Annotated in this window: 18 protein-coding genes; 11 read left to right on the top strand and 7 right to left on the bottom strand. The window is 34.1% G+C overall.

What is annotated here, in order from left to right; translation table 11 throughout:
- Positions 1–39 precede the first annotated feature (39 nt).
- From DFQ06_RS08955 to DFQ06_RS08945, 3 genes are all read left to right on the top strand, one after another.
- On the top strand, positions 40–726 hold the full coding sequence (locus DFQ06_RS08955) for an NUDIX hydrolase (protein ID WP_042502602.1): 687 nt from the start codon (positions 40–42) through the stop codon (positions 724–726).
- Between the two features lie 228 nt (positions 727–954).
- Positions 955–2520, top strand: coding sequence for a solute:sodium symporter family transporter (locus tag DFQ06_RS08950; RefSeq protein WP_074937181.1), 1566 nt, complete (start codon positions 955–957; stop codon positions 2518–2520).
- Positions 2521–2783: 263 nt separating this feature from the next.
- Complete coding sequence (locus DFQ06_RS08945; protein ID WP_042502604.1) at positions 2784–5156, top strand: hypothetical protein; 2373 nt, start codon at positions 2784–2786, stop codon at positions 5154–5156.
- Between the two features lie 17 nt (positions 5157–5173).
- Here DFQ06_RS08945 and DFQ06_RS08940 read toward each other — a convergent pair whose 3' ends face one another.
- The 3 genes from DFQ06_RS08940 to DFQ06_RS08930 form a co-directional block, all read right to left on the bottom strand.
- Positions 5174–6307, bottom strand: a complete 1134-nt coding sequence (locus tag DFQ06_RS08940; RefSeq protein ID WP_133967313.1) for a PepSY-associated TM helix domain-containing protein — start codon at positions 6305–6307, stop codon at positions 5174–5176.
- Positions 6308–6357: 50 nt separating this feature from the next.
- On the bottom strand, positions 6358–8754 hold the full coding sequence (locus tag DFQ06_RS08935; protein WP_133967311.1) for a TonB-dependent receptor: 2397 nt from the start codon (positions 8752–8754) through the stop codon (positions 6358–6360).
- Positions 8755–8898: 144 nt separating this feature from the next.
- Positions 8899–10095 (bottom strand): Pycsar system effector family protein, encoded by a 1197-nt coding sequence (locus tag DFQ06_RS08930; RefSeq protein ID WP_042502606.1) that lies wholly within the window; start codon positions 10093–10095, stop codon positions 8899–8901.
- A gap of 209 nt (positions 10096–10304) precedes the next feature.
- Between DFQ06_RS08930 and msrB the strand changes: the two genes are divergently transcribed.
- The 7 genes from msrB (at position 10305) to DFQ06_RS08895 (ending at position 19550) form a co-directional block, all read left to right on the top strand.
- Positions 10305–10751, top strand: a complete 447-nt coding sequence (gene msrB, locus DFQ06_RS08925) for a peptide-methionine (R)-S-oxide reductase MsrB (protein ID WP_074937013.1) — start codon at positions 10305–10307, stop codon at positions 10749–10751.
- A gap of 53 nt (positions 10752–10804) precedes the next feature.
- Positions 10805–11347, top strand: coding sequence for a peptide-methionine (S)-S-oxide reductase MsrA (msrA, locus tag DFQ06_RS08920; protein WP_042496614.1), 543 nt, complete (start codon positions 10805–10807; stop codon positions 11345–11347).
- A 64-nt stretch (positions 11348–11411) separates the two neighbouring features.
- Entirely contained in the window at positions 11412–12974 is a 1563-nt protein-coding gene (locus DFQ06_RS08915; RefSeq protein ID WP_074937015.1) for a protein adenylyltransferase SelO, read from the top strand.
- A 27-nt stretch (positions 12975–13001) separates the two neighbouring features.
- Positions 13002–13946, top strand: a complete 945-nt coding sequence (locus DFQ06_RS08910) for an aldo/keto reductase (RefSeq protein ID WP_133967309.1) — start codon at positions 13002–13004, stop codon at positions 13944–13946.
- A gap of 5 nt (positions 13947–13951) precedes the next feature.
- Complete coding sequence (locus DFQ06_RS08905) at positions 13952–14446, top strand: peptide-methionine (S)-S-oxide reductase (protein ID WP_042496619.1); 495 nt, start codon at positions 13952–13954, stop codon at positions 14444–14446.
- A gap of 40 nt (positions 14447–14486) precedes the next feature.
- Positions 14487–15710, top strand: a complete 1224-nt coding sequence (locus DFQ06_RS08900; protein ID WP_133967307.1) for a bifunctional alpha/beta hydrolase/OsmC family protein — start codon at positions 14487–14489, stop codon at positions 15708–15710.
- A gap of 135 nt (positions 15711–15845) precedes the next feature.
- Complete coding sequence (locus tag DFQ06_RS08895) at positions 15846–19550, top strand: metallophosphoesterase (protein WP_133967305.1); 3705 nt, start codon at positions 15846–15848, stop codon at positions 19548–19550.
- Positions 19551–19553: 3 nt separating this feature from the next.
- Here the strand turns inward: DFQ06_RS08895 and DFQ06_RS08890 are convergent, their stop codons facing one another.
- The gene (locus DFQ06_RS08890) at positions 19554–20399 is read right to left on the bottom strand and encodes a hypothetical protein (protein ID WP_162857638.1); all 846 of its coding nucleotides are present in this window, start codon (positions 20397–20399) and stop codon (positions 19554–19556) included.
- 47 nt (positions 20400–20446) lie between these two features.
- On the opposite strand from DFQ06_RS08890, the gene DFQ06_RS08885 reads away from it, so the two are divergent.
- The gene (locus DFQ06_RS08885) at positions 20447–21664 is read left to right on the top strand and encodes a BaiN/RdsA family NAD(P)/FAD-dependent oxidoreductase (protein ID WP_133967303.1); all 1218 of its coding nucleotides are present in this window, start codon (positions 20447–20449) and stop codon (positions 21662–21664) included.
- A 111-nt stretch (positions 21665–21775) separates the two neighbouring features.
- Here the strand turns inward: DFQ06_RS08885 and DFQ06_RS08880 are convergent, their stop codons facing one another.
- Genes DFQ06_RS08880 through DFQ06_RS08870 form a run of 3 tightly spaced genes read right to left on the bottom strand, consistent with a single transcriptional unit; the run spans position 21776 to position 24269 of the window.
- The gene (locus DFQ06_RS08880; protein WP_133967301.1) at positions 21776–22627 is read right to left on the bottom strand and encodes a glycosyltransferase family 2 protein; all 852 of its coding nucleotides are present in this window, start codon (positions 22625–22627) and stop codon (positions 21776–21778) included.
- 59 nt (positions 22628–22686) lie between these two features.
- Positions 22687–23208 carry a methyltransferase gene (locus DFQ06_RS08875; protein WP_133967299.1) on the bottom strand — a complete coding sequence of 174 codons (522 nt, stop codon included), beginning with the start codon at positions 23206–23208 and terminating at the stop codon, positions 22687–22689.
- 2 nt (positions 23209–23210) lie between these two features.
- Positions 23211–24269: a 3-oxoacyl-ACP synthase III family protein gene (locus DFQ06_RS08870; protein ID WP_074937032.1), complete on the bottom strand. Its 1059-nt coding sequence runs from the start codon at positions 24267–24269 to the stop codon at positions 23211–23213.
- Positions 24270–24391 lie beyond the last annotated feature (122 nt).

Here is a 24391-nt window from a genome sequence, read left to right as displayed (position 1 = left end):
AACTGTATACTAATTTGTTGAATTTTTACTTTTAACTGAATGATTAAATCGAACAGCACAAATAGCAACATTCAGCAAATTAAGGTAGCAGTAGATTGTATTATTTTCGGATTTAATGATAACAAACTAGAGTTGTTGTTAATTAAAAAGAAAGAAAATCCCGAAAAGGGAAAATGGTCTCTAATTGGCGGTTTTGTTGGCTTCGATGAAGATTTGGACGAAGCTGCCAATAGGATACTATCCGATTTATCTGGTTTGCAAGATATTTATATGGAGCAAATTAAAACCTTCGGAAAGGTCGATCGCTGTTCGTTCGATCGTATTATATCTTCAACCTATAGCGCCATGATTTTAAAATCACGTTATACCGAGGATAAAATTAGCAAGTACAATGCACAATGGTTTCCAATAACGGAAGTTCCAGACCTTATTTTCGACCATAATGATATGGTTGATATTGCCATTAAAAGAATGCGTCGTAGGGTTAGAAACTTTCCAATTGCCTTCAATTTATTACCTCCAAAATTTACTTTACCACAATTGCAAGTGCTTTATGAGGGGATTTTAGATGAAGAATTAGACAAAAGAAATTTTCGTAGAAAAGTCGCTCAAATGAAGTATTTAGTGAGGCTCGATGAGAAAGATATGTCGGAGTCTCGAAGGGGAGCTTTTTTATATCGCTTTGATGAAACTTTATTTGAAAATGAACAAAACTTTAATCTGTAATTTAATTACAGATTTTTTTTTGGTTAAAACTGTACGTTTTTCTGTTACATAATTTTTATGATTTGTACAAATTATCAATAAGTTATACTTGTTTTAAGCTTATAGTTGAATAAAAAAAGTATACATCAGTACGGTTGTTTCAATTTTTTTTATGACATTGTAGCGCCTATTATTTTTCTTTAAGTAAAATAATGAAACATTAACTAAACCAAACTTTAAAATATTATGATGGCTATTATCTCTTTTGCAGGATTTACTTTGCTAGTTGCGCTTATTGCGTGGTGGTCAACACGAAAAACAGACGAAACATCTTCCGATGGTTACTTTCTTGGTGGCCGTAGCCTTACAGGGCCGGTTATCGCTGGTTCATTATTACTTACTAACCTATCAACCGAGCAAATTGTTGGAATGAATGGTGTATCATTTAGAGATGGTGCACCTATTATGGCATACGAAGTTTTAGCAGCTATTGCTATGGTTTTTACAGCTTTTGTATTGTTACCTAAGTACCTTAAAAGTGGTATTGCAACTATTCCTCAGTTTTTAGAAAATCGTTACGGTAAAACAACAAAAACAATTGTTTCACTTTTATTTCTTTTAGGGTATGCTATATCTATGTTGCCTACTGTTTTATACTCGGGAGCGTTGGCGTTAAATACCATGTTCGACATACCCGAAATGATTGGTATGGGGCCAGAAGCTACGCTTTGGGTTACTGTAATTTCTATTGGGGTTATTGGTAGTATTTATGCTGTTTTTGGAGGCCTTAAAGCTGTTGCAGTATCAGATTCTATTAATGCCGTAGGGTTAATTATTGGAGGTTCGCTAATTCCTATATTTGGATTAATGTATATTGGTGATGGAAACATGTTTACGGGGTTAGATACCTTAACAACTGCGCTTCCTGAAAAGTTTGATATTATTGGAGGGCCAGATTCTGATGTTCCTTTTTGGACACTTTTCACAGGTATGGTTATATTAAATTTCTATTACTGGGGAACCAACCAAGCTATTATTCAACGTGCCTTGGGTGCTAAGAATTTAAAAGAAGGTCAAAAAGGACTTTTAATAGCGGCTTTTATAAAAATATTAGGGCCAATTATTGTGGTGCTTCCTGGTATTATTGCTTATTATATTTTTAATGGCGATTTGGCAAATGCCGATGAAGCCTACCCAATGCTAGTGAAAAAAGTATTACCTGTAGCCTATATTGGTTTCTTTGCAGCAGTACTTTTTGGTGCCATTCTAAGTTCATTTAATAGTGCTTTAAATAGCTCTGTAACACTTTTTGGTTTAGATTTCTACAAGGAATATATAAATAAAGAAGCTACGGAATTACAAGTAGTAAAAGCCGGAAAAATATTCGGTATTATTTTAGCTATATTTTCTATAGGTATTGCACCTTTATTGTATGGTGTAGAAGGAGGTATTTTTACTTATTTACAACAACTAAACGGAACACATAGTGTGCCAATTTTAGCTATTGTAATTGTAGGTGTATTTTCTAAACGTGTTTCTGGGAAAGCTGCAAACATCGCTATATTAATTAGTGTAGTAACTTATTTAGTAACACTATACGGTATTGAACCAGACATTAGTTTCTTGCACTTAATGGGTATTCTTTTTGTGTTAACAGTGGTTGTTATGTTTGTAATTAGTTACTTTATTCCTAGAGAAACAGATTTCGTACAAGAATATACTAAGCAGGTAGATATTACAAATTGGAGGTACTTAAAACCAGTTGGTGCTATTGTTGTAGCTCTAGTTATTGCTTTATATGTTGCAATGTCTTAAAAATGAAATAAATCAAGGCTTTTAAACACACTCCGTTTAAAAGTTTAATGTCAATATGTAAAAACGCTTTAGTTTTTTTGAAAAGTTCATGTTAAGTGAATTTTGAAAAAAAAAATGAAGCGTTTTTCTATGCTATAGAGTGTCTTTTTTAGAGTTGAAAAACTCTTTAGAACGTCGTATATCGTTAAATAACGTTAGTAAAGGGTATAATAGACGACCAAATCAATTAATTTGTAACTTTGCATTCGAAGTAGTAAAAGTAAATGGATATAAACGATAACATAGAATCGCCTTTAAACGTAAAGATAAGTTTCAATAAATTGTTAAAACAATATGAAACTTTGGCATTGAGCACTGATCCTTTTTTGGCAAGTAAGGCCAATGGGGTTTTGGATGTTGCTAAGCAATATCCTGAGTTACGCGATGGTTTTAGTAGAGTTTCGTCTATTAAAGAAAGAGAAAAAGAGATTGCGTTTATTCTTCAAGATACGTTTAGTCCGTTACTAACGCACAACGAAATTAAAACAGCTTCGGCTCCTTTCAATGACGTGATTTTTAATGCCTCGGAGCGATTTAAAAACATAATAAAAACAGCTGGTGATGGGTTTCAACTTCAAATGAAGAACATGCCGCATGATGATATTTATGTTGGAGCTTGTACCATTATTTTAGGTTTTTGTCACGGGTTTAATATCAATTTTAAGCGTCCGTTTTATTACGAAATACCTGATGTTAATGGTATTATGCGTTATTACAAAATACTTTATAATGCCGATTTTTGCGAAATAACCCCTGGTGAAAATGCTCCAAAAATAACGCAAGCCGATTACGATGAGTTACTCGATAATTTTGACAACATAGCACTGTGGAAAGAGAAATTTCCACCAAATAGCTATACGTTCAAAGGATTTGTTATTTCTAATATTTTTGATGTTACAGACGATCAATCTATATCGAATATAAAATCGAGTTTGATTAGTAAAGACAAACGGAAACAAAATAGTTTTGTTGAAGGTTTTCAAGATATTTTTAGTTCGCTTTTCGGAATTAAGGATTTAAAAGTTGGTTTTTCTATCTATAATAAAGAAGAAGATGTTTTTGAGCGCATATACGGTTCTGGTATGCACAGTTATTTACTTGGTAAGAAAACCACGAAACAATGTACTAACGCTCTATGTAAATGGTCTTATGATAAACTACTAAAAGAATACAAACATTTTTCGGTATCCGATGTCGATAAAATGTTCGAGTTATCACAAGGCAAAGCTCCACACATTGCAAGTTTACATGAGCAAGGTGTTAAAAGTGCCATTTTTGCACCCATTGCAAATGATAAAGGCCTTATGGGTATTATCGAAATTGTTTCTACAAAAAAACAAGTTTTAAACAGTGTTAATGCAAATAAGTTAGAAGATGTGTTGCCTTATATTGTGTCTGCTGCAGAACGTAATATAGAAGAGGAAGCTAATTTAATTGAAGCTATAATTCAAAAAGAATGTACTTCAATTCACCCTAGTGTGCATTGGAGATTTGTAAAAGAAGCTAAGAACTTTATAAAATCGGAGATGCTTGGAGAACAAGCCGCTTTTAAAAAGATAGCTTTCGAAAATATTTATCCACTTTACGGTCAAATAGATATTAAAGGTTCTTCAGAAGCTAGAAATGAAGCTACAAAACAAGATTTAGCTTTACAATTAAGTGCTGCTAAAACTATTTTTGAGTATGCAGTAAAAATAGAGCCTTTACCAATTTACGATCAGTTTATTTTTCAGATTGATGAGTTTTTACTTGCTTTAAATGTACATTTTCAAGTAGATAGTGAACAACAAATATCAACGTTTTTCAAAAATGATATTGATTCTGCTTTAAAGCATTTGTATGTTATAGATGAATTGAAACCGCATTTAGATCTGTATTTTGAAACACTAGATGATAAGTTAGGGATGCTTTATAACCACCGTAAACAATATGATAATACGGTAACTTTAATAAATAAAGACATGGCATCTTTGCTTGATAAAAAGCAAAAAGATGCACAACGTATGTATCCGCATTATTTCGAGCGTTTTAAAACGGACGGCGTAGAGCACAATATGTATATTGGAGAATCGATAACCAAAGAGGACTCTTTCAACCCTATTTATTTATACAATTTACGCTTGTGGCAATTGCAAGTAATGTGCGAAATGGAAAATGATTTCTATCAAAAACAGCATAAATTCCCGGTAGCTTTAGACGTTGCTTCTATGGTTTTAGTTTTTAGTCAGCCGTTAACAATTAGTTTTCGAATGGACGAAAAACAGTTTGATGTAGATGGTACATACAATGCGAGATACGAAATTGTTAAAAAACGTGTAGATAAAGCTTTTATAAAAGGAACCTCTGAGCGTGTTACGCAAAAAGGGAAAATCAGTATTGTGTATTCTCAAAAGCAAGATGAATTGGAGTATTTAAGATATATTAAATTCTTGCAAGCAAAACATTATGTAGATACCGATGAGGAAATTGTAGAACTTGAAGATTTACAGTCCGTAACAGGTTTAAAAGCCATTCGTGTAAGCATACTTTATCATAGAAGTGAAAAAGATAAAGCGTTCTATACTTACAACGATTTAATGAAGGAAATTAAAGCTTAACTTCCTTCATTTTAATATTATACTGTGGTGGTTTTACTCTTTTTATAATGTCTGCCATACCATAAAAGTGCACCTGTAACGGGTAAGCTTGCGGTGAGTAAACTTATTATAAAAGCAATTATTTTTCCAACAATACCTCCAATTGCTCCTATGTGGATGTCATAATTCATACGAAGAATTTTATCAGGGACTTTAGCGTCAACATATTTTCCAAAAATGGCGGGTGTTTCTATTTCTTCTAAAGTATTTTGATCGAAAAATCTAAAATCAGAATCGTAAAATAAATCGTTACTGTTTGATACTTCTACATAAACGCTAGAAGAATCGGTTTTTGGGTAATGCAACTCAAAATTTTCTGCTTTTGGCGATTCTTTTCTAAGCTTCACCATTAATTGATCAATAGGTAATACATCAGCATCGTTATTGGCTAAACCACTTGTGTTTTCGGGTATTATAAATGCCGGAACTTTATCACCTCCTGTAGATACATAAACGACATATTTTAACCAATTATAAGACATTACAGATCCTGTAAAGGCCAAAACTAGGGCTAAGGAGCAGATGTAAAAACCAACAACGGTGTGTAAATCGAAGTTTTTACGCTTCCATCGGGTTGTTGATTTCCAGTCGAATTTTAAACGTTGTTTTAAGTTTTTACGTTTTTTAGGAATCCAGAGTATAAACCCAGAAATAATAATGAAAATAAATATTAAAATGGATGCGCCTACCACGTGTTCTCCAATGGCTTTAGGTAGCCATACTCGTGTATGTCCTTTTAGAATAAAAGCAAAGAAACCACTAAGGTGGTCGTCTACTTGAATAATGGCACCAGAATATGGGTTTAGAAATACACTTTGGTAAAATTCGGGTTCTGCATCGTAAAAAACAACTTCAATAGCATCATCTGCTTTTCCAAATACGCTCCCGTGAATGGTATTGTTTGGAAACATTTTTTCTGCAATTTTTTTAACTTCCGTTGGTGTTAAAAAAGTCTGGCTTTGCGGTGTAACTTTTTTGTAATCGTTATACTGGTTTTCAATTTCGGTTCTAAATGCCCAGCAGCAACCCGTTACGGAAACTATAAAAACGACTATGCCGGTAGCTAACCCTAATATTTTATGTAACGTTAATATGTGTTTTTTAAATGCCATAGTTATTTAATAAAAGGCAACTTTTTAGGGTTGCCTTTGTGTGTGTATGGTTAAAATTTGTAATCGAAAGAGGCTAAGAATGTTCTGTTTTGTTGCGGAGTTAAGGTGCTCCAGCCAGAGTAGTATTCTTCATCTGTGATGTTGTTTCCTTTAACACTTATTCTAAAGATGTCATTTTCATAATAAATTGAAGCGTTAAAAACCGTGTATGCTGGTAAAGTAAATCCGCCAGAGGTTGTGTAATCGTTCATGGTATTGTAGTCGCTAGAACCATTAAAACCTGCTCCAAAACCGAAGTTTTTAGCAAATCCTTGAGTAAATTGGTAATCACCCCAAAAGTTATATAATATATCTGCCCCAGCTTCTGCAGGGCGTAAGCCTATTAAATCTGATCTTGATGCTGATTTTGTAACTTCAGAATCATTAAAACTAAAACCACCACGTAAGTTTAAACCATTTACCGGGCTTGCGTTTACTTCTAGTTCAATACCGTTACTTTTTACGGTGCCATCTTGTTGTTTGCTAGCACCAAAGCCCATAACTTTATCGTCTACTGTAATGTTGTAGTAGTTTACGGTAGCTTCTAATCTATTGTTGAATAGATTGGTTTTTACACCAAATTCTAATTGATTGGCTTGTTCTAAATCGAAAGATTGTAACTGAGTGCCAGCTGTTGGATCGTTATCATCAATAGCTGTTAATTCTGGATTGATATACGAAAAACTGTTTTGGTAGTTCGCAAATACAGAAAGTTGATTTAATATAGGCTGAAATACAATTCCGAATTTAGGTGAAAATGTAGATTCATCATAAGCCTGATGATCATCCGACGGATCGTTTATATCACCTTTATATTCAAACCTGTCGTAACGTAAACTTGCCATAGCCGAAAGGCTAGGTGTTATGTTTAAAATGTTAGAAATATAGGCACCAAACACATTTTGTTTAGTTTCAATGTTATTTCTATCTAAGTTAGATAGAATAGCCTTTAAGTTATCTGCATTTACTTCTGGTTCAGAGAAAATTAAATCGCCTTGCGCATTTACGCTATGCAAATAGCCCCATCCTGAACTCTGATCTATTATAGTCGATTCTAAATAATCTACTCCAATTAATAGTTTGTTTTGTAAATCACCTATTTTAAAATCTCCAGTGAAATTTTGTTGTAGGTTCATGGTTCTTGTTTTTGCATCAGTATCTTGTGCGTACAAAGCAAAGTTAAGACTGTTTGCAGAATTGAATAAGTAAGTATAAAACCCATTAGATTTGGCAAGACCGCCGGCTACAATAGATTGAGAAGACCAGTTGTCTGAAATTTTATAAACAGCCTCACCTCTATAATTTTGTGTAATATTTTTAATAACGACATCGTTATTGGTTAACGATTTTTCTCTGTCGTAATTTAATTCTTCAACAGTATTAAATAGTAAAGGTGCGCTTCTGTTAAAGAATAAAAAAGTTTGGTTCGTTTGCTCGTTATCCGAAGCTTCATAAGCAAAATTCAAAGTCAGTTTATTATTTACTTTATATGAAATTGAAGGCGCTACAAAAACCGATTTTTTAAAGCCATAGTCTTGAAAACTGTTATCTTTTTGGTAACCTGCATTAAAACGAAATGAGACTTTGTCGCTGGCGCTTACATTAACATCTGCGTTTAATTTTCTAAAATCATTAGAACCTCCGGCTACAGAAATACTTCCGCCTGTACCACTATGAGGTTTTTTGGTTACAATATTTATTAGTCCACCGTATGAGGTGATCGAACTGCCAAATAAAGTTGCAGATGGACCTTTAATAACCTCTACACGTTCTACGTTTGATGGGTTTATAAAACCATTTGTAATTCCAGCAACACCATTAACCAATTGTGGTTGTACTGAAAATCCGCGGATTGAATAATAACCTGCGCCATCACCACTTCGTCCAGTAGACGACCATAGTTTGTTTACACCTACTGCATTCTTTAATGCATCTTCAAAATTATTAACAGACTGAGATACTAGTAATTGGTTGGTTATTGTGCTGTAAACTTGAGAGTTTTCAATGTTTTTAAGAGGCATTTTAGAAACATAGGCACTTTGTTTTCTTGCGAATTTGTTTTTACGTTTTGTGTCTAAAACAATTTCTTGTAAAAGCTCATTTCCTTCGTATAATACAATGTCACCTAAATCTAAAGTTCCATTGTTGGTTATTGAAAAAGGTATCTCTTTAGTTTTATAGCCTAAATATGATATGGATAGTATATAATCGCCATCGCTAATATTCGAAATTTCGAATGTACCATCTTGATCTGTTTGAGCACCCTTTATGGTGTTTTTAATAATGGTGTTAACTCCTAAAATAGGAGATGAAGTTGTGTTGCTAATTGTTCCTTTTATTGTTCCAGATTGCGAAAAAGTGAATATGCTAAGCAACAAAAAGGTAGTTAAAGTAAATGATGTTTTCATTTGTTTTTATTTAGACTTAATATAAATAATTAATATTTTCGTGCAAATATATGTGCTAGGTTGAATATAACCAAGCTATTTGTATTAATTCTAAATAAGATTGTTGAAAGGTCTTATTTCACTTTAATTAACTAAAGAAATAGACTACACGAGTATTCCTGCAGAGTAAAATGAAATAATAAAGGCTATAACGCTAACTATTATGCCTACCATAAAAACGGTATAGGTGAGTCTGAGTATTTTATATTTTTTATCTAAAACCAAGCCTAAAAAGTATAAATCTTTTTTCATTGATGAGTAGAGGTAGTCTCGATCTTGCATCATTTCTCCCATGGCCCATTCAAAGTCCTGAAGGCTCATTTTATGGAAATTTCCGAAGAATAATAAATTTACTTTTTTATTGGCAACATCTTCTTTGGTAAACTCTCCTCTAGTTACATTAGGTCGCGTAGCCATAATAGATAAAATAATGGAAGCCACTGTAAACAATATAAAGATTATGGTTGGTGTAATAAGATAATCGTTAGAAGGTTTGTCTAGTTTTGAAGCTAAATTAGAAAGCACCAAAGAAACAATAATAGCATTTACAGATAGTAAAATATTGGCTTTAGTATCGGCAATATTACTAAGGGTAATATGATTTTTTAGGGTCACTCTAAACATGGTTTCGATACCACGTTCTGGTAATTCTATTTTTTCTTTTTTAAACTTTAATTCGGCTTTTTTCTGAGCAAGTTTACCTGTATCTAGTTTAATTTTTTTCTTTCTATTAATTAAACCAGCGAGGTTTTTTCCTTTACGTTTTTCCCAGTTTGCGGCAGCTTCATTTGTGAAAAAACGATGTTTTGTGCTTAAAAAATCAATGTTTTCTTCTAGCCAATCGCTTTCGGATATTTTATAATCACTAATAAGTTCCCATTCTTTTCGAAGTAATTCCGAAGTATCGGTGTAATTTTTACTTCCAATATGTGCGCAATCGGCATCTTTTATAATTTTTTCAGGCAATGTACTAGGAACAACTCCCATTTTGGTTGCCATAATAATATTAGATACAGCAACAATATCGTCTTCGCTTACGCCTTTGGCTTTAAGGAATTCTTTAGCTATTAGCACGCTCGCTTCCTCGTGGTTGTTTTTGTCCTTAGTATATCCGGTATCGTGAAACCAGGCAGCTATGATGAGTAATTCTTTTTGTTTATCGTCAATTTTTATCAATTCTGCTAATTCAGTAGCTTTGTTTACAACAAGTTGCGTATGTGGAATGTTGTGGTAGGTAAACTCTGGAGTTAACTTTTCATTGAGAAGGTTGATAACAAATTTTTCAGCTTCAGCTATAAGCATATGTAAAACGTGTAAAAAGATTATTTAGTAAAAGTACGAAACTTTAAAAGATCAAAATATAATTACTATAGTAACGCTATTATTTGTCGTAAATTTAGTGAATGCTTTCATATTAAGGTGATCTGCGGAAATAGTAAGGTTTTTGCCTAATTTTCGACTAAATTTTTATATCAAGCGTATATAAATTAAATAAAAGAAAGGAATAGAATATGCTAACTTGGAAAGATATTATTAGTTTTTCGGTTAACGGAAATCCAACACCAGATAAGCGTGTTGAAAAAACGGAAACTGAATGGAAGGCTCAATTAACACCTGAGCAATTTAGAGTAACACGATTAAAAGGAACCGAGAGCCCACATAGTGGAGCGCTTTGTACTGCTCATGATGCTGGTAAATATAATTGCGTGTGTTGCGATACACCTCTTTTTGATTCTACAATAAAGTTTAGTTCGGGAACGGGATGGCCGAGTTTTACACAGCCTATAAAAGAAAACGCTATTAAATACGAGCGTGATACCACTTATGGTATGGTTCGCGTTGAGGTTATGTGTAATACTTGCGATGCACACTTAGGGCATATATTTCCCGATGGGCCCGAACCTAGTGGTTTACGCTATTGTGTAAATTCGGAATCTATGCAATTAGAAAAAGCATAGTTGTAACAAAACACCTGTTTAGTTTTTACTAAGCAGGTTTAAATTTAAAATAAATGCAAAGCAAAAATATACAATTAGCCACACTTGGTGGTGGTTGCTTTTGGTGTACAGAAGCCGTTTTTCAGGAGGTAAAAGGTGTAGAGAAAGTCGTTTCTGGTTATGCAGGCGGTAATGTGCCTGGCCATCCAACATATCGAGAAATTTGTTCGGGTTTAACGGGGCATGCAGAGGTAATCCAATTAACTTTCGATGCTAACGAAATTTCATATGTAGATTTATTAACTATTTTCATGACCACTCACGACCCTACAACTTTAAACAGACAAGGAGCAGATAGAGGGACACAGTATCGTTCGGTAATTTATTATCATAATAACGAGCAAAAGGAGTTAGCAGAAGTGGTTTTAAAAGAAATGGATCCTTATTTTGAAGATTCGATAGTTACCGAATTAACAGAGCTTCCTAAGTTTTTTGAAGCTGAAAAGGAACATCAGAATTACTATAGAGATAATGAAACACAAGGGTATTGCAGTTTTGTAATTACTCCTAAATTGGCTAAATTACGAAGTCTACACGCCGATAAATTAAAAAAATAATGCCTTTTCAGTACACACTGAAGAAAAATATAGATTCTATATTAAGCATTAAAATGAGCACACCATGAAACTGAATATAAAAGATACTTTTACTAAGCAATTACCTGCCGACCCGAAGTTAGAAAACACAAGACGACAGGTGGAAAACGCATGCTTTTCGTTTGTAACACCAAAACAAACAGCAAAGCCAGAATTGTTACATGTATCTCCCGAAATGTTTGATAGTTTAGGGTTAACAGATACGGATGCTAAAAGCGATACGTTTTTAAAAGTAATAACAGGTAACGAAGTTTACCCAAAAACAAAGCCTTTTGCTATGTGCTATGGTGGACATCAATTTGGTAATTGGGCAGGTCAATTAGGTGATGGTCGTGCTATTAATTTATTTGAAGTAGAACATAATAATAAACATTGGGCCATACAGTTAAAAGGGTCTGGTGAAACACCATATTCTAGAACGGCTGATGGTTTGGCAGTGCTGCGGTCTTCTGTTCGGGAGTATTTGTGCAGCGAGGCCATGTTTCATTTAGGCGTGCCAACTACGCGAGCATTGTCTTTAGCATTATCTGGCGATCAGGTTATGCGAGATATGCTTTATGATGGTAATGCGGCTTACGAAAAAGGAGCTATTGTTTCACGTGTTGCACCTAGTTTTTTACGTTTCGGAAGTTTTCAAATATTAGCCGCTAGAGGCGATACTGAAACTTTAAAGACACTTACAGATTATACCATCTCTAACTTTTTTCCTGAGTTAGGTAAACCTTCAAAAGAAACTTATATCGCTTTTTTTAATGAGGTTGCACAGCGCACTCTAAAAATGATTGTAGATTGGCAGCGTGTTGGTTTTGTACACGGTGTAATGAATACCGATAATATGTCTATTCTTGGTTTAACCATAGATTACGGGCCTTACGGTTGGTTAGAAGATTTTAATTATGGATGGACACCAAACACTACAGATAGCCAACATAAAAGATATCGTTACGGAAACCAGCCTAATATGGGACTTTGGAATTTATACCAACTCGCTAATGCACTTTATCTTTTAATTGAAGATGTAGAGCCGCTGCAAGCTATTCTTGATGGATATCAAACTGGGTTTGATGAACAATCTTTTGCCATGATGCGTAATAAATTAGGGTTTGAAGAGGAAGATGAAAATGATAAAATTTTAATTCAGCAATTAGAAGAAAACCTTCATTTAACAGAAACGGATATGACGATTTTTTTCAGGAATTTAAGTGACTTTTCAGAAGAAAATCCTTCCGAAGGTATTTCAATCATTAAAGATGCTTTTTATCATTTAAATGAAGTTGAAGGTGAGATTGAAACCAAATGGCAGGCTTGGTTTGAGGCTTATGCCAAACGTTTAAAAGATGAAACAGCTTCTTCTGAAGTCCGAAAAACCAAAATGAATGCTGTAAATCCGAAGTATGTTTTACGAAATTATATGTCGCAGTTAGCCATTGATGATGCTGATAAGGGCGATTATAAATTAATAGATGAATTGTTTAATCTTCTAAAGAAACCATACAGCGAGCAACCTGAAAATGAAAAATGGTTTGTAAAAAGACCCGAATGGGCACGCCATAAAGTGGGATGTTCCATGTTGTCTTGTAGTTCATAATAATAGTAATTAAAAGAAAAAAAGTAAATGCAATTAGGTTTAGGAACAGCAGCTTTAGGAAGGCCACAATATATTAATGTGCGTCAAGATGCTACAAATACGTCTAATTTAGAGATGTTTAAAAAAGAAAGTTTTTCTGTTTTAGAAGAAGCTTATCAATCGGGGGTTCGGTATTTTGATACGGCGCCAGGTTATGGTTTAGCCGAGCAGTTACTTATAGATTGGTTGGCAATAAAAACTGATGATACTATAAAAGTAGCCACAAAATGGGGTTATACATATACTGCAAACTTTAATCCCGATGCTAAAGTTCATGAAGTAAAGGAGCATAGTTTAGAGAAGTTAAAGGAACAATGGCAGGTTTCTAAACAATTATTACCATACTTAAAAGTCTATCAAATTCATTCAGCAACTTTGGAAACAGGTGTTTTGGAGAATGAAGCTGTTTTAAATTATTTATCTTACTTAAAAAATACGCATCATATTAAAATGGGTATTAGCACAACGGGTGCAAACCAAGTTGAGGTTATTAAAAAAGCACTGGATGTAAAAGTAGATGGCGAGAATTTGTTTGATATTTTTCAGGTAACTTATAATTTGTTGGATCAAAGCTTAAAAGAGGTTTCTAGTCTTTTACAGAAAGAAAACAAAACTGTTGTTATTAAAGAAGCTTTGGCTAACGGGCGCGTTTTTAGAAATAAAAATTACCCGAATTATAATGATATGTATATGGCGTTAGAGCGTTTAGCACAAGTGCACGATGTTGGAATAGATGCTATTTGTTTGCAATACGTAGCGCAAACTATTCCTGGGAGCAAGGTTTTAAGTGGAGCAAGTAGTAGTGAACAAATACAAGAGAATTTAAAAATGAATGGGTTTGTATTATCTCAATTAGAATTAGACGAACTTTCTGGTTTTAAGGTAGACGGTACTCAATATTGGGCAGAGCGCAAAGCGTTGCAGTGGAACTAATTTAAATGAATACCTATACAAAAATAGCTTTAGGAGGTGGTTGCCATTGGTGTACCGAAGCTGTTTTTCAGGCTTTAAAAGGTGTTGCGAAAGTCGAACAAGGTTATGTCGCTTCTGTGGAGGAGAATACATCGTTTTCCGAAGCCGTAATTATTCATTTTAATGAAGCTGTTATAGGCTTAAGTGTATTGATAGAAATTCATTTACATACACATAAAAGTACAAGCAATCATTCGATGCGAGATAAGTACCGATCGGCTATTTATTATTTTTCCGAAGTACAAAAAAAGAAGGCGACCGATATTTTAAATGGCTTTAAAAATACTTTTGAAGAAGAAATTATAACTGAAGTTTTACCCTTTTCGGAATTCAAAGCGTCACGCGAGGCTATTCAAAATTATTACAAAAAGAATCCTGAAAAACCGTTTTGTAAACAATTTATTAATCCGAAATTAAAGCTATTGGTAAATAAATTTTCAAAACATTTAAATAAAAATTAAGGAGTTTGATTTTCAAACGACTGATACTCAAAATAAATTCATGAAAAGTACTAAACTAAAAATTCAGAATAAAAAAGGCTTAGCATTGCAAGCACAGTTAGAGTTGCCTGCAAACCAAAAACCGAATCGTTACGCTATTTTTGCTCACTGTTTTACTTGCACAAGTTCGTTAAGTGCGGTAAAAAATATTAGTAGAGCTTTAACTAATTATGGTTTTGGAGTCCTTCGTTTTGATTTTACAGGTTTAGGAAGAAGTGAAGGAGAGTTTGCGGATAGTCACTTTTCTGCAAATGTAGAAGATTTAATAGCGGTAAGTGAATATATGGCTGCTAATTATGAAGCACCATCTTTATTAGTTGGGCATTCTTTAGGTGGAGCAGCGGTGCTTTCTGCGGCGGCTAAATTAGATAATGTAAAAGCTGTAGCTACTATTGGGGCGCCATCCACGGTTGGGCATGTTACTCATTTATTCTCGCATGGTTTAGATAATGTTAAAGAAAAGGGCGAAGTTGAAGTAAATATTGGAGGAAGACCTTTTAAAATTGATAATGATTTTGTTGAAGATTTTGGAAAAACAGATTTGCCTTCTGTTGTTAAAAATTTACGCAAGCCTTTACTAATTATGCATTCGCCAACAGATAATGTGGTGGGTATTAAAAATGCCGAAGAACTTTATCTCCAAGCGCAACATCCTAAAAGTTTTGTAACTTTAGATCATGCCGACCACTTACTTTCAAAATCTAACGATAGTAATTATGCTGGCAACATGATTGGAACTTGGGTGCAACGTTATTTTGAACCTCAAGAAAATGATATGTTAGAGACCAACGGCGAGCAACTTGTTGGGCATTTAAACCTAACGGAAGATAATTTCACAACCAATATACAAACCAAAAACCATAGCCTAATTGCTGACGAGCCTGCTTCTGTTGGTGGTGACGATTTTGGACCATCACCTTACGAATATTTAAATGCTGGTTTGATTGCTTGTACGGCCATGACATTAAAAATGTATGCCGAACGTAAAAAATGGGATCTGCAAGAGGTTTTTGTTTATGTTACACATTCTAAAAAACATAGTGATGATTTAGGTTTAGAGCAAGAAAAACCTGGATATTTAGACCATATCACTAAAAAAATAAAGTTAATTGGTGATTTAGATGAAAAGCAAAAAGCACGATTAAAAGAAATTTCGTCGCGTTGCCCTGTGCATAAAACTTTGGCTGGTGGTGTTGTTTTTGATACCACGTTAATCGAAGACTAAGTGCCTTTAATAAAACATAGGTATATTTCATTTCTTTCGCTTTCATCACAATAAAGTAAAAAGGGTTTTCTTAAGTTATATCAACGAGATTCTCTTTATAATCAATTATTTTTGCAGAAATTAATATCATTAATTATGACTAAAACTTTACGCTACATTACATTATCCCTCTCAGTGTTTTTTATTAATGCTTGCGCAACTTATAAAACTCAAATTAATGATCTTAGCGATGCCAAGTTTCCTAATAAGGAAATTATTTATTCGTTTTATTTAGTAGGCGATGCGGGAAATTCACCAATAGGTTCCGAGTCTACGGGATTAAAAGCCTTTAGAGAAGAAATTAATAAAGCTTCCGAGCAAAGTACTGTATTGTTTTTGGGTGATAATGTGTATCCTAGAGGCTTGCCTAAAAGCGGAGATAAAGGCCGCGAGTTTGCTGAATATCAATTAAAAATTCAGACCGAAGCTGTTAAAGGTTTTAAAGGTGAAACTATTTTTATTCCTGGAAATCACGATTGGTATAGCAACGGATTAAAAGGGTTAAAGCGTCAAGAAAAGTATATCGAAGATGCCTTAGGGAAAAACACGTTTTTACCAGAAGATGGCTGCCCTATTGAAAAGGTAGAGATTTCTGATGAGGTTGAAATGATTATTATTGATACCGAATGGTATTTGGCTAATTGGGATAAACACCCGACAATTAATGATGATTGCGAAATAAAAACACGCTCTCGGTTTTTTGAAGAATTAGAAAGCTTAATAAAAAAGGCTCGCGGAAAATCGACTATAATCGCCATGCATCACCCAATGTTTACTAATGGTTTACACGGAGGTGAGTACGATTTTAAATCGCATATGCAGCCATTACCAATTTTGGGAACATTAAAAAATGTATTACGAGAAACTATAGGTATATCGCCAGAGGATATTCAAAATAAAAGATACAACGAGTTACAGAAACGTGTAGTAACCTTAGCGCAAGAGAATGATAAGGTTATATTGGTTTCTGGTCACGAGCATAATTTACAATATTTCGAAAAGTATAATTTAGCACAAATAGTAAGTGGTGCAGGTTCTAAATCTACACCTACTCATAATGTTGTAGATGCATTTTCGGCTAGTGTTCCTGGTTATGCGAGGTTAGATATCTTTAAAGATGGTTCGTCGTTTGTTAGATTTTATTCAGCTGAAGAAAATAAAGTTATTTTTCAAACCGAAGTTCATGGTCCAGATAAAAAAATAGATGAGTCTGCCTTCGAAGATTCATTTATAAAAACGAAAAAAGCATCGATTTATAGTGACGAAGAAGTTGATAAAAGTGGTTTCCATAAAGCTATTTGGGGCGATCGTTATCGTGAGTTCTATGGCACAAAAATAGAAGCACCTGTAGTAAATTTAGACACTATGTTTGGTGGATTAACACCATCTAGAAAAGGTGGCGGGCACCAATCCAAATCACTTCAGTTAAAAGATAAAACGGGCAAACGCTACGTTATGCGTGCGCTTAGAAAAAGTGCTACAGTTTATCTACAAGCCATGGCTTTTAAAGATCAATATATCGCTGATGAGTTTGACGATACGGTAACCGAGAGTGTTCTATTAGATTTTTACACAGGGTCGCATCCTTATGCGCCTTTTGTAACAGGCACATTGTCTGATGCTATTGATTTGTTTCATACCAATCCAACTATTTATTACGTGCCTAAGCAAAAGGCTTTAATTGGTTTTAATGATGATTTTGGTGATGAGTTGTACATGATTGAAGAACATGTATCCGACGGTCATGGAGATGTTGCAAGTTTTGGTTTTGCGAATAAAATTGAAAGTACCGACGACTTAATGAAAAAACTTCGAAAAGACGAAAAGTATAAAGTAGATGAAGCATCATATTTAAGAGCACGTTTATTCGATATGGTTATTGGCGATTGGGATAGACATAGAGACCAATGGCGTTGGGCAGAATTTGAAAATAAAGAAACAGGAGAAGTTATTTATAAGCCTATTCCGAGAGATCGTGATCAGGCCTTTTCTATAATGGGTGATGGCGGATTAATGCAAGTTGCTACTAGAATTATTCCTTCATTAAAATTAATGGAAGGTTTTACTGATGATATTAGAAATATAAAAGGTTTCAACTTCAGTCCATATTCTTTAGATATGACTTTCTTAAACCAAACAGGTAAAACGCAATGGGAGGAGCAAATTAAATTCATCCAAAATAATTTAACAGAAGCCGTTATTGATGATGCTTTTACGCATTTCCCGAAGGAAGTACAAGGTGAAACGGTTACCGAAATGAAACGAGTGCTTTTAGAGCGTATTAAAAATTTACCAACTTTTGGTATTGAGTATTACAAGTTGCTTAATGAGTGTGCGGTTGTTACCGGAACTGATAAAGATGATTTATTTGAAATTGAAAGATTACCTAACGGTGAAACAAGATTAACTGCTAGTAGAATTAAAAACGGTGAAAAGGGTATTGTAATTTTTGATAAAACATATTCTAAAGACGATACTAAAGAAATTTGGATTTATGGTTTAGATGATGAAGATGAATTTCATGCTTTTGGAGAAGGCGATCACTTAATTAAAGTGCGTTTAATTGGTGGGCAAAACAACGATACTTATAATATTGAAAATGGTAAGAAAGTTGTTTTTTACGATTATAAATCTAAGAAAAACACCATTAAGTTAAACAACGGTAAAGATAAATTAACCGATGATTATGACACGAATGTGTACGATTTCGCTAGGCTTAAAAGTAGCACCAATCAATTTGTGCCAGTTATAGGAGCGAATCCCGACGATGGTTTAAAAATTGGTTTTTTAAATACCTTAACGCACTACGGTTTTGAGAGTAATCCTTTTAGTTCTCAACACAGCATTGGAGCGTCGTATTATTTTGCAACTAGTGGTTTTGATTTTGAATATACAGGCGAGTTTTCTAATGTAGTAGGGAAATGGAATTTAGGTGTAAATGCTAAATTTACAAGCCCTAATTATGCTGTTAACTTCTTTGGTTACGGTAATAGTACACCAAATTTAAACATCGATAATGAGGATGCCTTTGGCTTAGATTATAACCGTGTAAAGTATAGTACGCTCTCTTTTGCGCCTTCTTTAAACTGGCGAGGTAAAATGGGTGGTCATTTTAAAGTAAGCCTAAGTTACGAGGCTATAGAGGTAGAGGAGTCTACAGATCGATTTATCAATACATTTTATGTTGAGAATGGCGCTGATAACCATAAGCAATTTGCTGGAGTAGATGCCTTATATACTTTTCAGAGTAAAGATAATGAGGCCTTTCCAACCATGGGAATGCAAACAAGTTTACAAGCAGGTTATAAAACAAATATAGAAGCTTCTAGAGGTTTTGGATATTTAATTCCAGGACTTGGTTTCGATTATAAATTAATTCCTAGCGGACAATTGGTTTTAGCTACACAATTAAAAGCGCATCTTATTTTTGGTGACGATTTTGAGTTTTATCAAGCAGCAAGTTTAGGTGGAGATAATGGGTTACGAGGTTATAGAAATGAAAGGTTTTCTGGTAAAAACGCATTCTATCAAAGTACAGATTTACGTTTAAACTTAACTAAGCTTCGTACTAGTTTATTGCCGCTACACATTGGGGTTTATGGAGGTTTCGATTATGGTCGTGTGTGGATTGATGATAATCTAGCTCTAGACAACAATACCGCCTTTAATTCTAACAGATGGAACACTTCTGTTGGTGGCGGTGTGTTTGCAAATGCTGCCAATATTATGACGTTAAATTTATCGGCCTTTAATAGTAACGATGGTTTACGTTTCGCTTTTAAAGTTGGTTTTGGTTTCTAAATATTAGTTTAAGCTAAATTCATATAAATTACCGTCGCTTCCATGTGCTTTTTCGTCGGTAATGTATAGCGTGTTATTGTCTTTAAAGCAAATACTCTCTTTTTGAGATACGCGGCCGTCAAGCGGAATTTCTTTGGAAGTTCCGTTAAAAAAATCGTCGCCTTTAAAGTCTGTAAATACCCATACAGATTTTGGGCTTAACAACACGATAGACTTTCCGTTGTTACTAATATCTGCTGATGTAATCCAGCAATCCATATCGCTGCAAGTATTAAATGTGCCTAAAAGTTCAGCAACATGTTTGCCTTTTTTTGCAGGAACTTTATAAAGCGATGTTTTTCCAAAATCGTTTTTTACGCGGCTTTTAGTAAAGAGGTAAAAGTTGTTGTTATGATAGAAAAAAGCTTCGCAATCAAAATATAAATTTTTGTTTTTAGGAGGGAATTTTTCTTGGTTGGGATAAGAGAATGAAATACGATCGATATCAACCTTTCCTTTATCATTCAGCGCTGTTTTTTTGACTTTTAGAATTGCTAAGTTTTTACGTTTACTATCGTTATTTCCAAAATCACCAATGTAAAGATTGCCTTCTTCATCAGAGGTTAAATCTTCCCAGTCATGGTTTTTTGCATCTATTTTTATTTCTTCTTTAATATTGCCTTTGGCTGAAACCCCGTAAAGTTTTGGTGAATTTCCGCCGTCGTTAAGCATCCAAATATAGTCTGAGTTTAATGTGGTTTCTGCTCCAGAAACTTCATCTAAAGATTTTGATAACTCCCCTAGAAATTTAATATTCTTGTTTTGGCAACCTGCACTAAAGATTAATAATGATATTATAAGTTTGTTCATCTGAGCTTTAAAATTTAAATGGTAAATTTACTGAGTTTTTTAAACTTATGAAGGAATACAATGTTATAATTATTGGCGGAGGCGCTGCGGGTTTTTTTAGTGCTATTAATATTGCGGAACAAAATCCGGATTTAAAAGTGGCTGTTTTAGAGCGTGGTAGCGAAGTGTTAACCAAGGTTAAGGTCTCTGGTGGTGGACGCTGTAATGTGACGCATGCTGAGTTTATGCCCCAGGAATTAGTAAAAAACTATCCGCGAGGAGAAAAAGAATTACGAGGTCCTTTTCATCAATTTATGACAGGAGACACCATAGAGTGGTTTGAAAACAGAGGTGTGCCTCTTAAAATTGAAGATGATGGACGTATGTTTCCTGAAAGCAATTCTTCGCAAACCATTATCGATTGTTTTTTAAGTGAAGCTGAAAAGCATGGTGTCGAGGTTTTAAAAAATCATGCTGTAAAATCAATAAAGCATTTAGAAGCTCATTATAAAATAGAAACAACACAAGGTGATTTTTCAGCTGAAAAAATTGTGATTGCAACAGGAAGTAATCCTAAAATTTGGAAACTTTTAGAAAGTCTAGGTCATACGGTTGCACAGCCTGTGCCGTCGCTGTTTACGTTTAATATTAAGGACGACCGTATTATCGATATTCCTGGTGTTGTCGCTTTAAACGTTGAGGTAACCGTTGTAGATACTAATTTGTGGAGTGAAGGTCCGTTGCTTATTACGCATTGGGGTATGAGTGCGCCTGCAATTTTAAAGTTGTCGGCCTTTGGAGCTATAGAATTAGCTAAAAGAGATTATAAGTTTGCTATTGAAGTTAATTTTATTCGTCAGGATTTTGATACTTGCATGGATGCTTTAAAAACCTTAAAACTCGATTTAGCCAAGAAAACCGTATTTAAATCTACACAGTTCGATTTACCAAAACGCCTTTGGCATAAATTAGTTTTAGCATCTCAAATGACGGAAGATACCCGTTGGGCAGATTTGAATAAAGTGCAATTAGAAGCTTTGGCTGGTCAACTTACTGCAGCTACGTTTCATGTAGATGGAAAAAGTACGTTTAAAGAGGAATTTGTAACGGCAGGTGGTGTAAACTTAAAAGAAGTGAACTTTAAAACTTTTGAAAGTAAGCAACACGAAAACCTTTATTTTGCTGGGGAAGTTTTAAATATTGATGCTGTAACTGGTGGTTTTAATTTTCAGAATGCTTGGACAAGTGGTTTTATTGTGTCTAAGGCGATAACTGGTTTGGGTTAGAAATAACGCATTGTTTTGCGAGCGTGTATAGTTTTCGGAAAGGATGATGTGATTTCTCCTATGGTCGAAATGAGGCGGATAAATTGAGTTAGCTTGGTAGATTTTGAAAACTTATTTCTTGAACTTACTCAAAATACCTTTCCAGCGTAGATTTCGAATAAACCCACCTTCTTCAACGGAAACTAAAGGTGTAATGTCTTCTTTTTTAGCTTTAAAATAGCCTGACATATAATCTTTAAATAAAGCGAAACTTCCTTTTTTGTAAGCAAGTTTTACTGCGGAAATTAAAGTAATTGTAAAACCATAACGCATTTTGTACATGGCTTCGCCTTGGAGATATTTGGAAGCTTTGTTATAGCTAATTCCTGTAGGTTTTAGATGTTTTACATGCAGAGATTCATCAGTTACAAGTTCCCAACCATAATATTTAGCAAGTAACTCATCAACGGTATCCCAACCCATAGATGGTTTTAGTTTCCCTATTTGTAAGAAACAAGATTTTCGATAAGCTTTTAAAGCACCGCGAATATGGTCTTTATTGGTTAAGTTTTCTAAAACCCAATCGTTGTTTTTTTCTATGTAACAAAATCCAGCTGCCATACCAAGTTTAGTATTCGCTTTAAAATGCGTAGAAATTTGTTCTAAATAGTTCTCAGGAAAAATTAAATCGGCATCAAATTTACAAATGATATCGTAATGTTCATCTAAAACTTCAAAACCTTTATAAAAAGCATTTATAATTTTAGAGCCTGGTAAATGTGCTTCGGAAGATTGATTGTTTACTAAAGTAATAAACGGATATTTTTCCGCGTAAGCGCTAACAATATTTCCTGTATTATCAGTTGAGTTATCATTAACAATCACTACGCGTTTTGGTAACAGAGTTTGAGTTACTAAAGATTCTAAAGTGAGCCCGATAGAGCTTTCTTCGTTGTGCGCAGGGATTATTATATGGATGTTCAACCGTTTAAAATTTAAGATTCAAAGTTAAACTTATTTATTTCGATTTAGAATGGAATAGCCTAAATTCTTTCAGCATAAACAATATAGTAACGCGGTGTAAATCGTCTTAAAATAGGGCGGATTCCTATTTTTTTAGGTGGGTTTGTCCATTTTTTACGATCTATAATTTTCCAACCGGCTTTCTTTAAAAGCCAATCGAATTGCCAATCTTCAAACTCGTGGTAATGACGGTCGAGCATATCTGTTTTACTTCTGTATGCTGAAGAAAACCACAATTTTAATGGTACGCTCGCTACTAGTTTATCACCTTTAATAGCTTTTAAAGCCGTGTAAGGAGAAAGTAAATGTTCGAAAATTTCGAAAGCAGTTACAACGCTAGCTTCTGTGTTTGTAATGGTTGAGGTGTCTTCATCTAAATCTTCTCCTTTGGTGTTTTCTACTGAAAAACCATGCTCTTCCATTATTTTAGTAAACGGGTTTACAACGCCTAAATCTAAAATAGTTTCGGAGTTTGAAACATGTTTTTTTAAGAACTCTATAGTATGTTTAAAACGTTTATTAGGAAAACTGTTTTCGTACATTTTTAATGTTTATAAACAATAGCATTAATATTCATGCCAGCACCAACACTAGCAAAAAGAATGATATCACCTTTATTAATTTCTTGATTTTCCAATTGACCTTTTAAGATAATATCGAATAATGTAGGTACAGTAGCCACACTAGAATTCCCTAATTTAGCTATAGACATTGGCATAACACCTTCTGGCATCTCTAAATTATAGAGTTTGTAGAAGCGTTTTACAATTGCCTCGTCCATTTTCTCGTTGGCCTGGTGTATAAGTATTTTTTTTACATCTTTTATGTCTATACCAGCTTCATTTAAACACGATTTCATGGCTAGTGGCACGTTTGTTAATGCAAATTCGTAAATTTTACGACCATACATTTTTATATAGCGACGATCTTCTTTTATTTCAGGGTTATTGGTTTCTCCAAAATAAATGTAATGTGCTTCGTCTAAAGAATATGTAGCAGATTTATGATTGATAATACCACCTTCTTCGGTGGTAGCTTCAATAACAACAGCTCCAGCTCCATCACCGTAAATCATAGAGTCACGATCGTGCGGATCTAGAATTCTAGATAAAGTTTCTGCGCCAATAACTAAACATTTTTTAGCAATACCAGCTGTAATAAAAGCATGAGCTTGTATAACACCTTGTATCCAGCCTGGGCAACCAAAAAGTAAATCGTAGGCAACACAGTTTGGGCTTTTTATGCGTAATAAATGTTTAACACGAGAGGCCATACTTGGTACGGTATCACTCTGGATACTATCATGACGTACATCGCCGTAATTATGAGCGACGATAATATAGTCTAGATCTTCTCGATTAATTTTAGCGCTTTCAATGGCTTTTTCGGCCGCGAAAGAAGCTAGGTCTGATGTGTTTAAGTGACTTTTTGCATAACGACGTTCGTCTATACCTGTAATGGCTTTAAATTTCCTAACGATAACTTCGTTTGGAGCGTTTATAACGGTGCCATCACTATTTAAAAATTCGTTACTGTGAAAATTTTCGTTTTTTTCAACATTATCAGGAATATAGCTTCCTGTTCCGGTGATTTTAATATTCATATGCTACTAATTCTTAATTGAAAAGGACTGCAATAAGAAGTCCTCTTTACATCTCCATTTCTTTAGAAAAATACGCAGTAGTTTTAAGGCTTGCGTATTTTTTTTAGTTATATAAAGCCAAA

Origin of the sequence: Algibacter lectus (genome assembly GCF_004368925.1) — a bacterium.
Lineage (GTDB): Bacteria > Bacteroidota > Bacteroidia > Flavobacteriales > Flavobacteriaceae > Algibacter > Algibacter lectus.
Note: the sequence above shows the minus strand (reverse complement) of the source record. Positions and strands in the feature narration are given on the sequence as shown.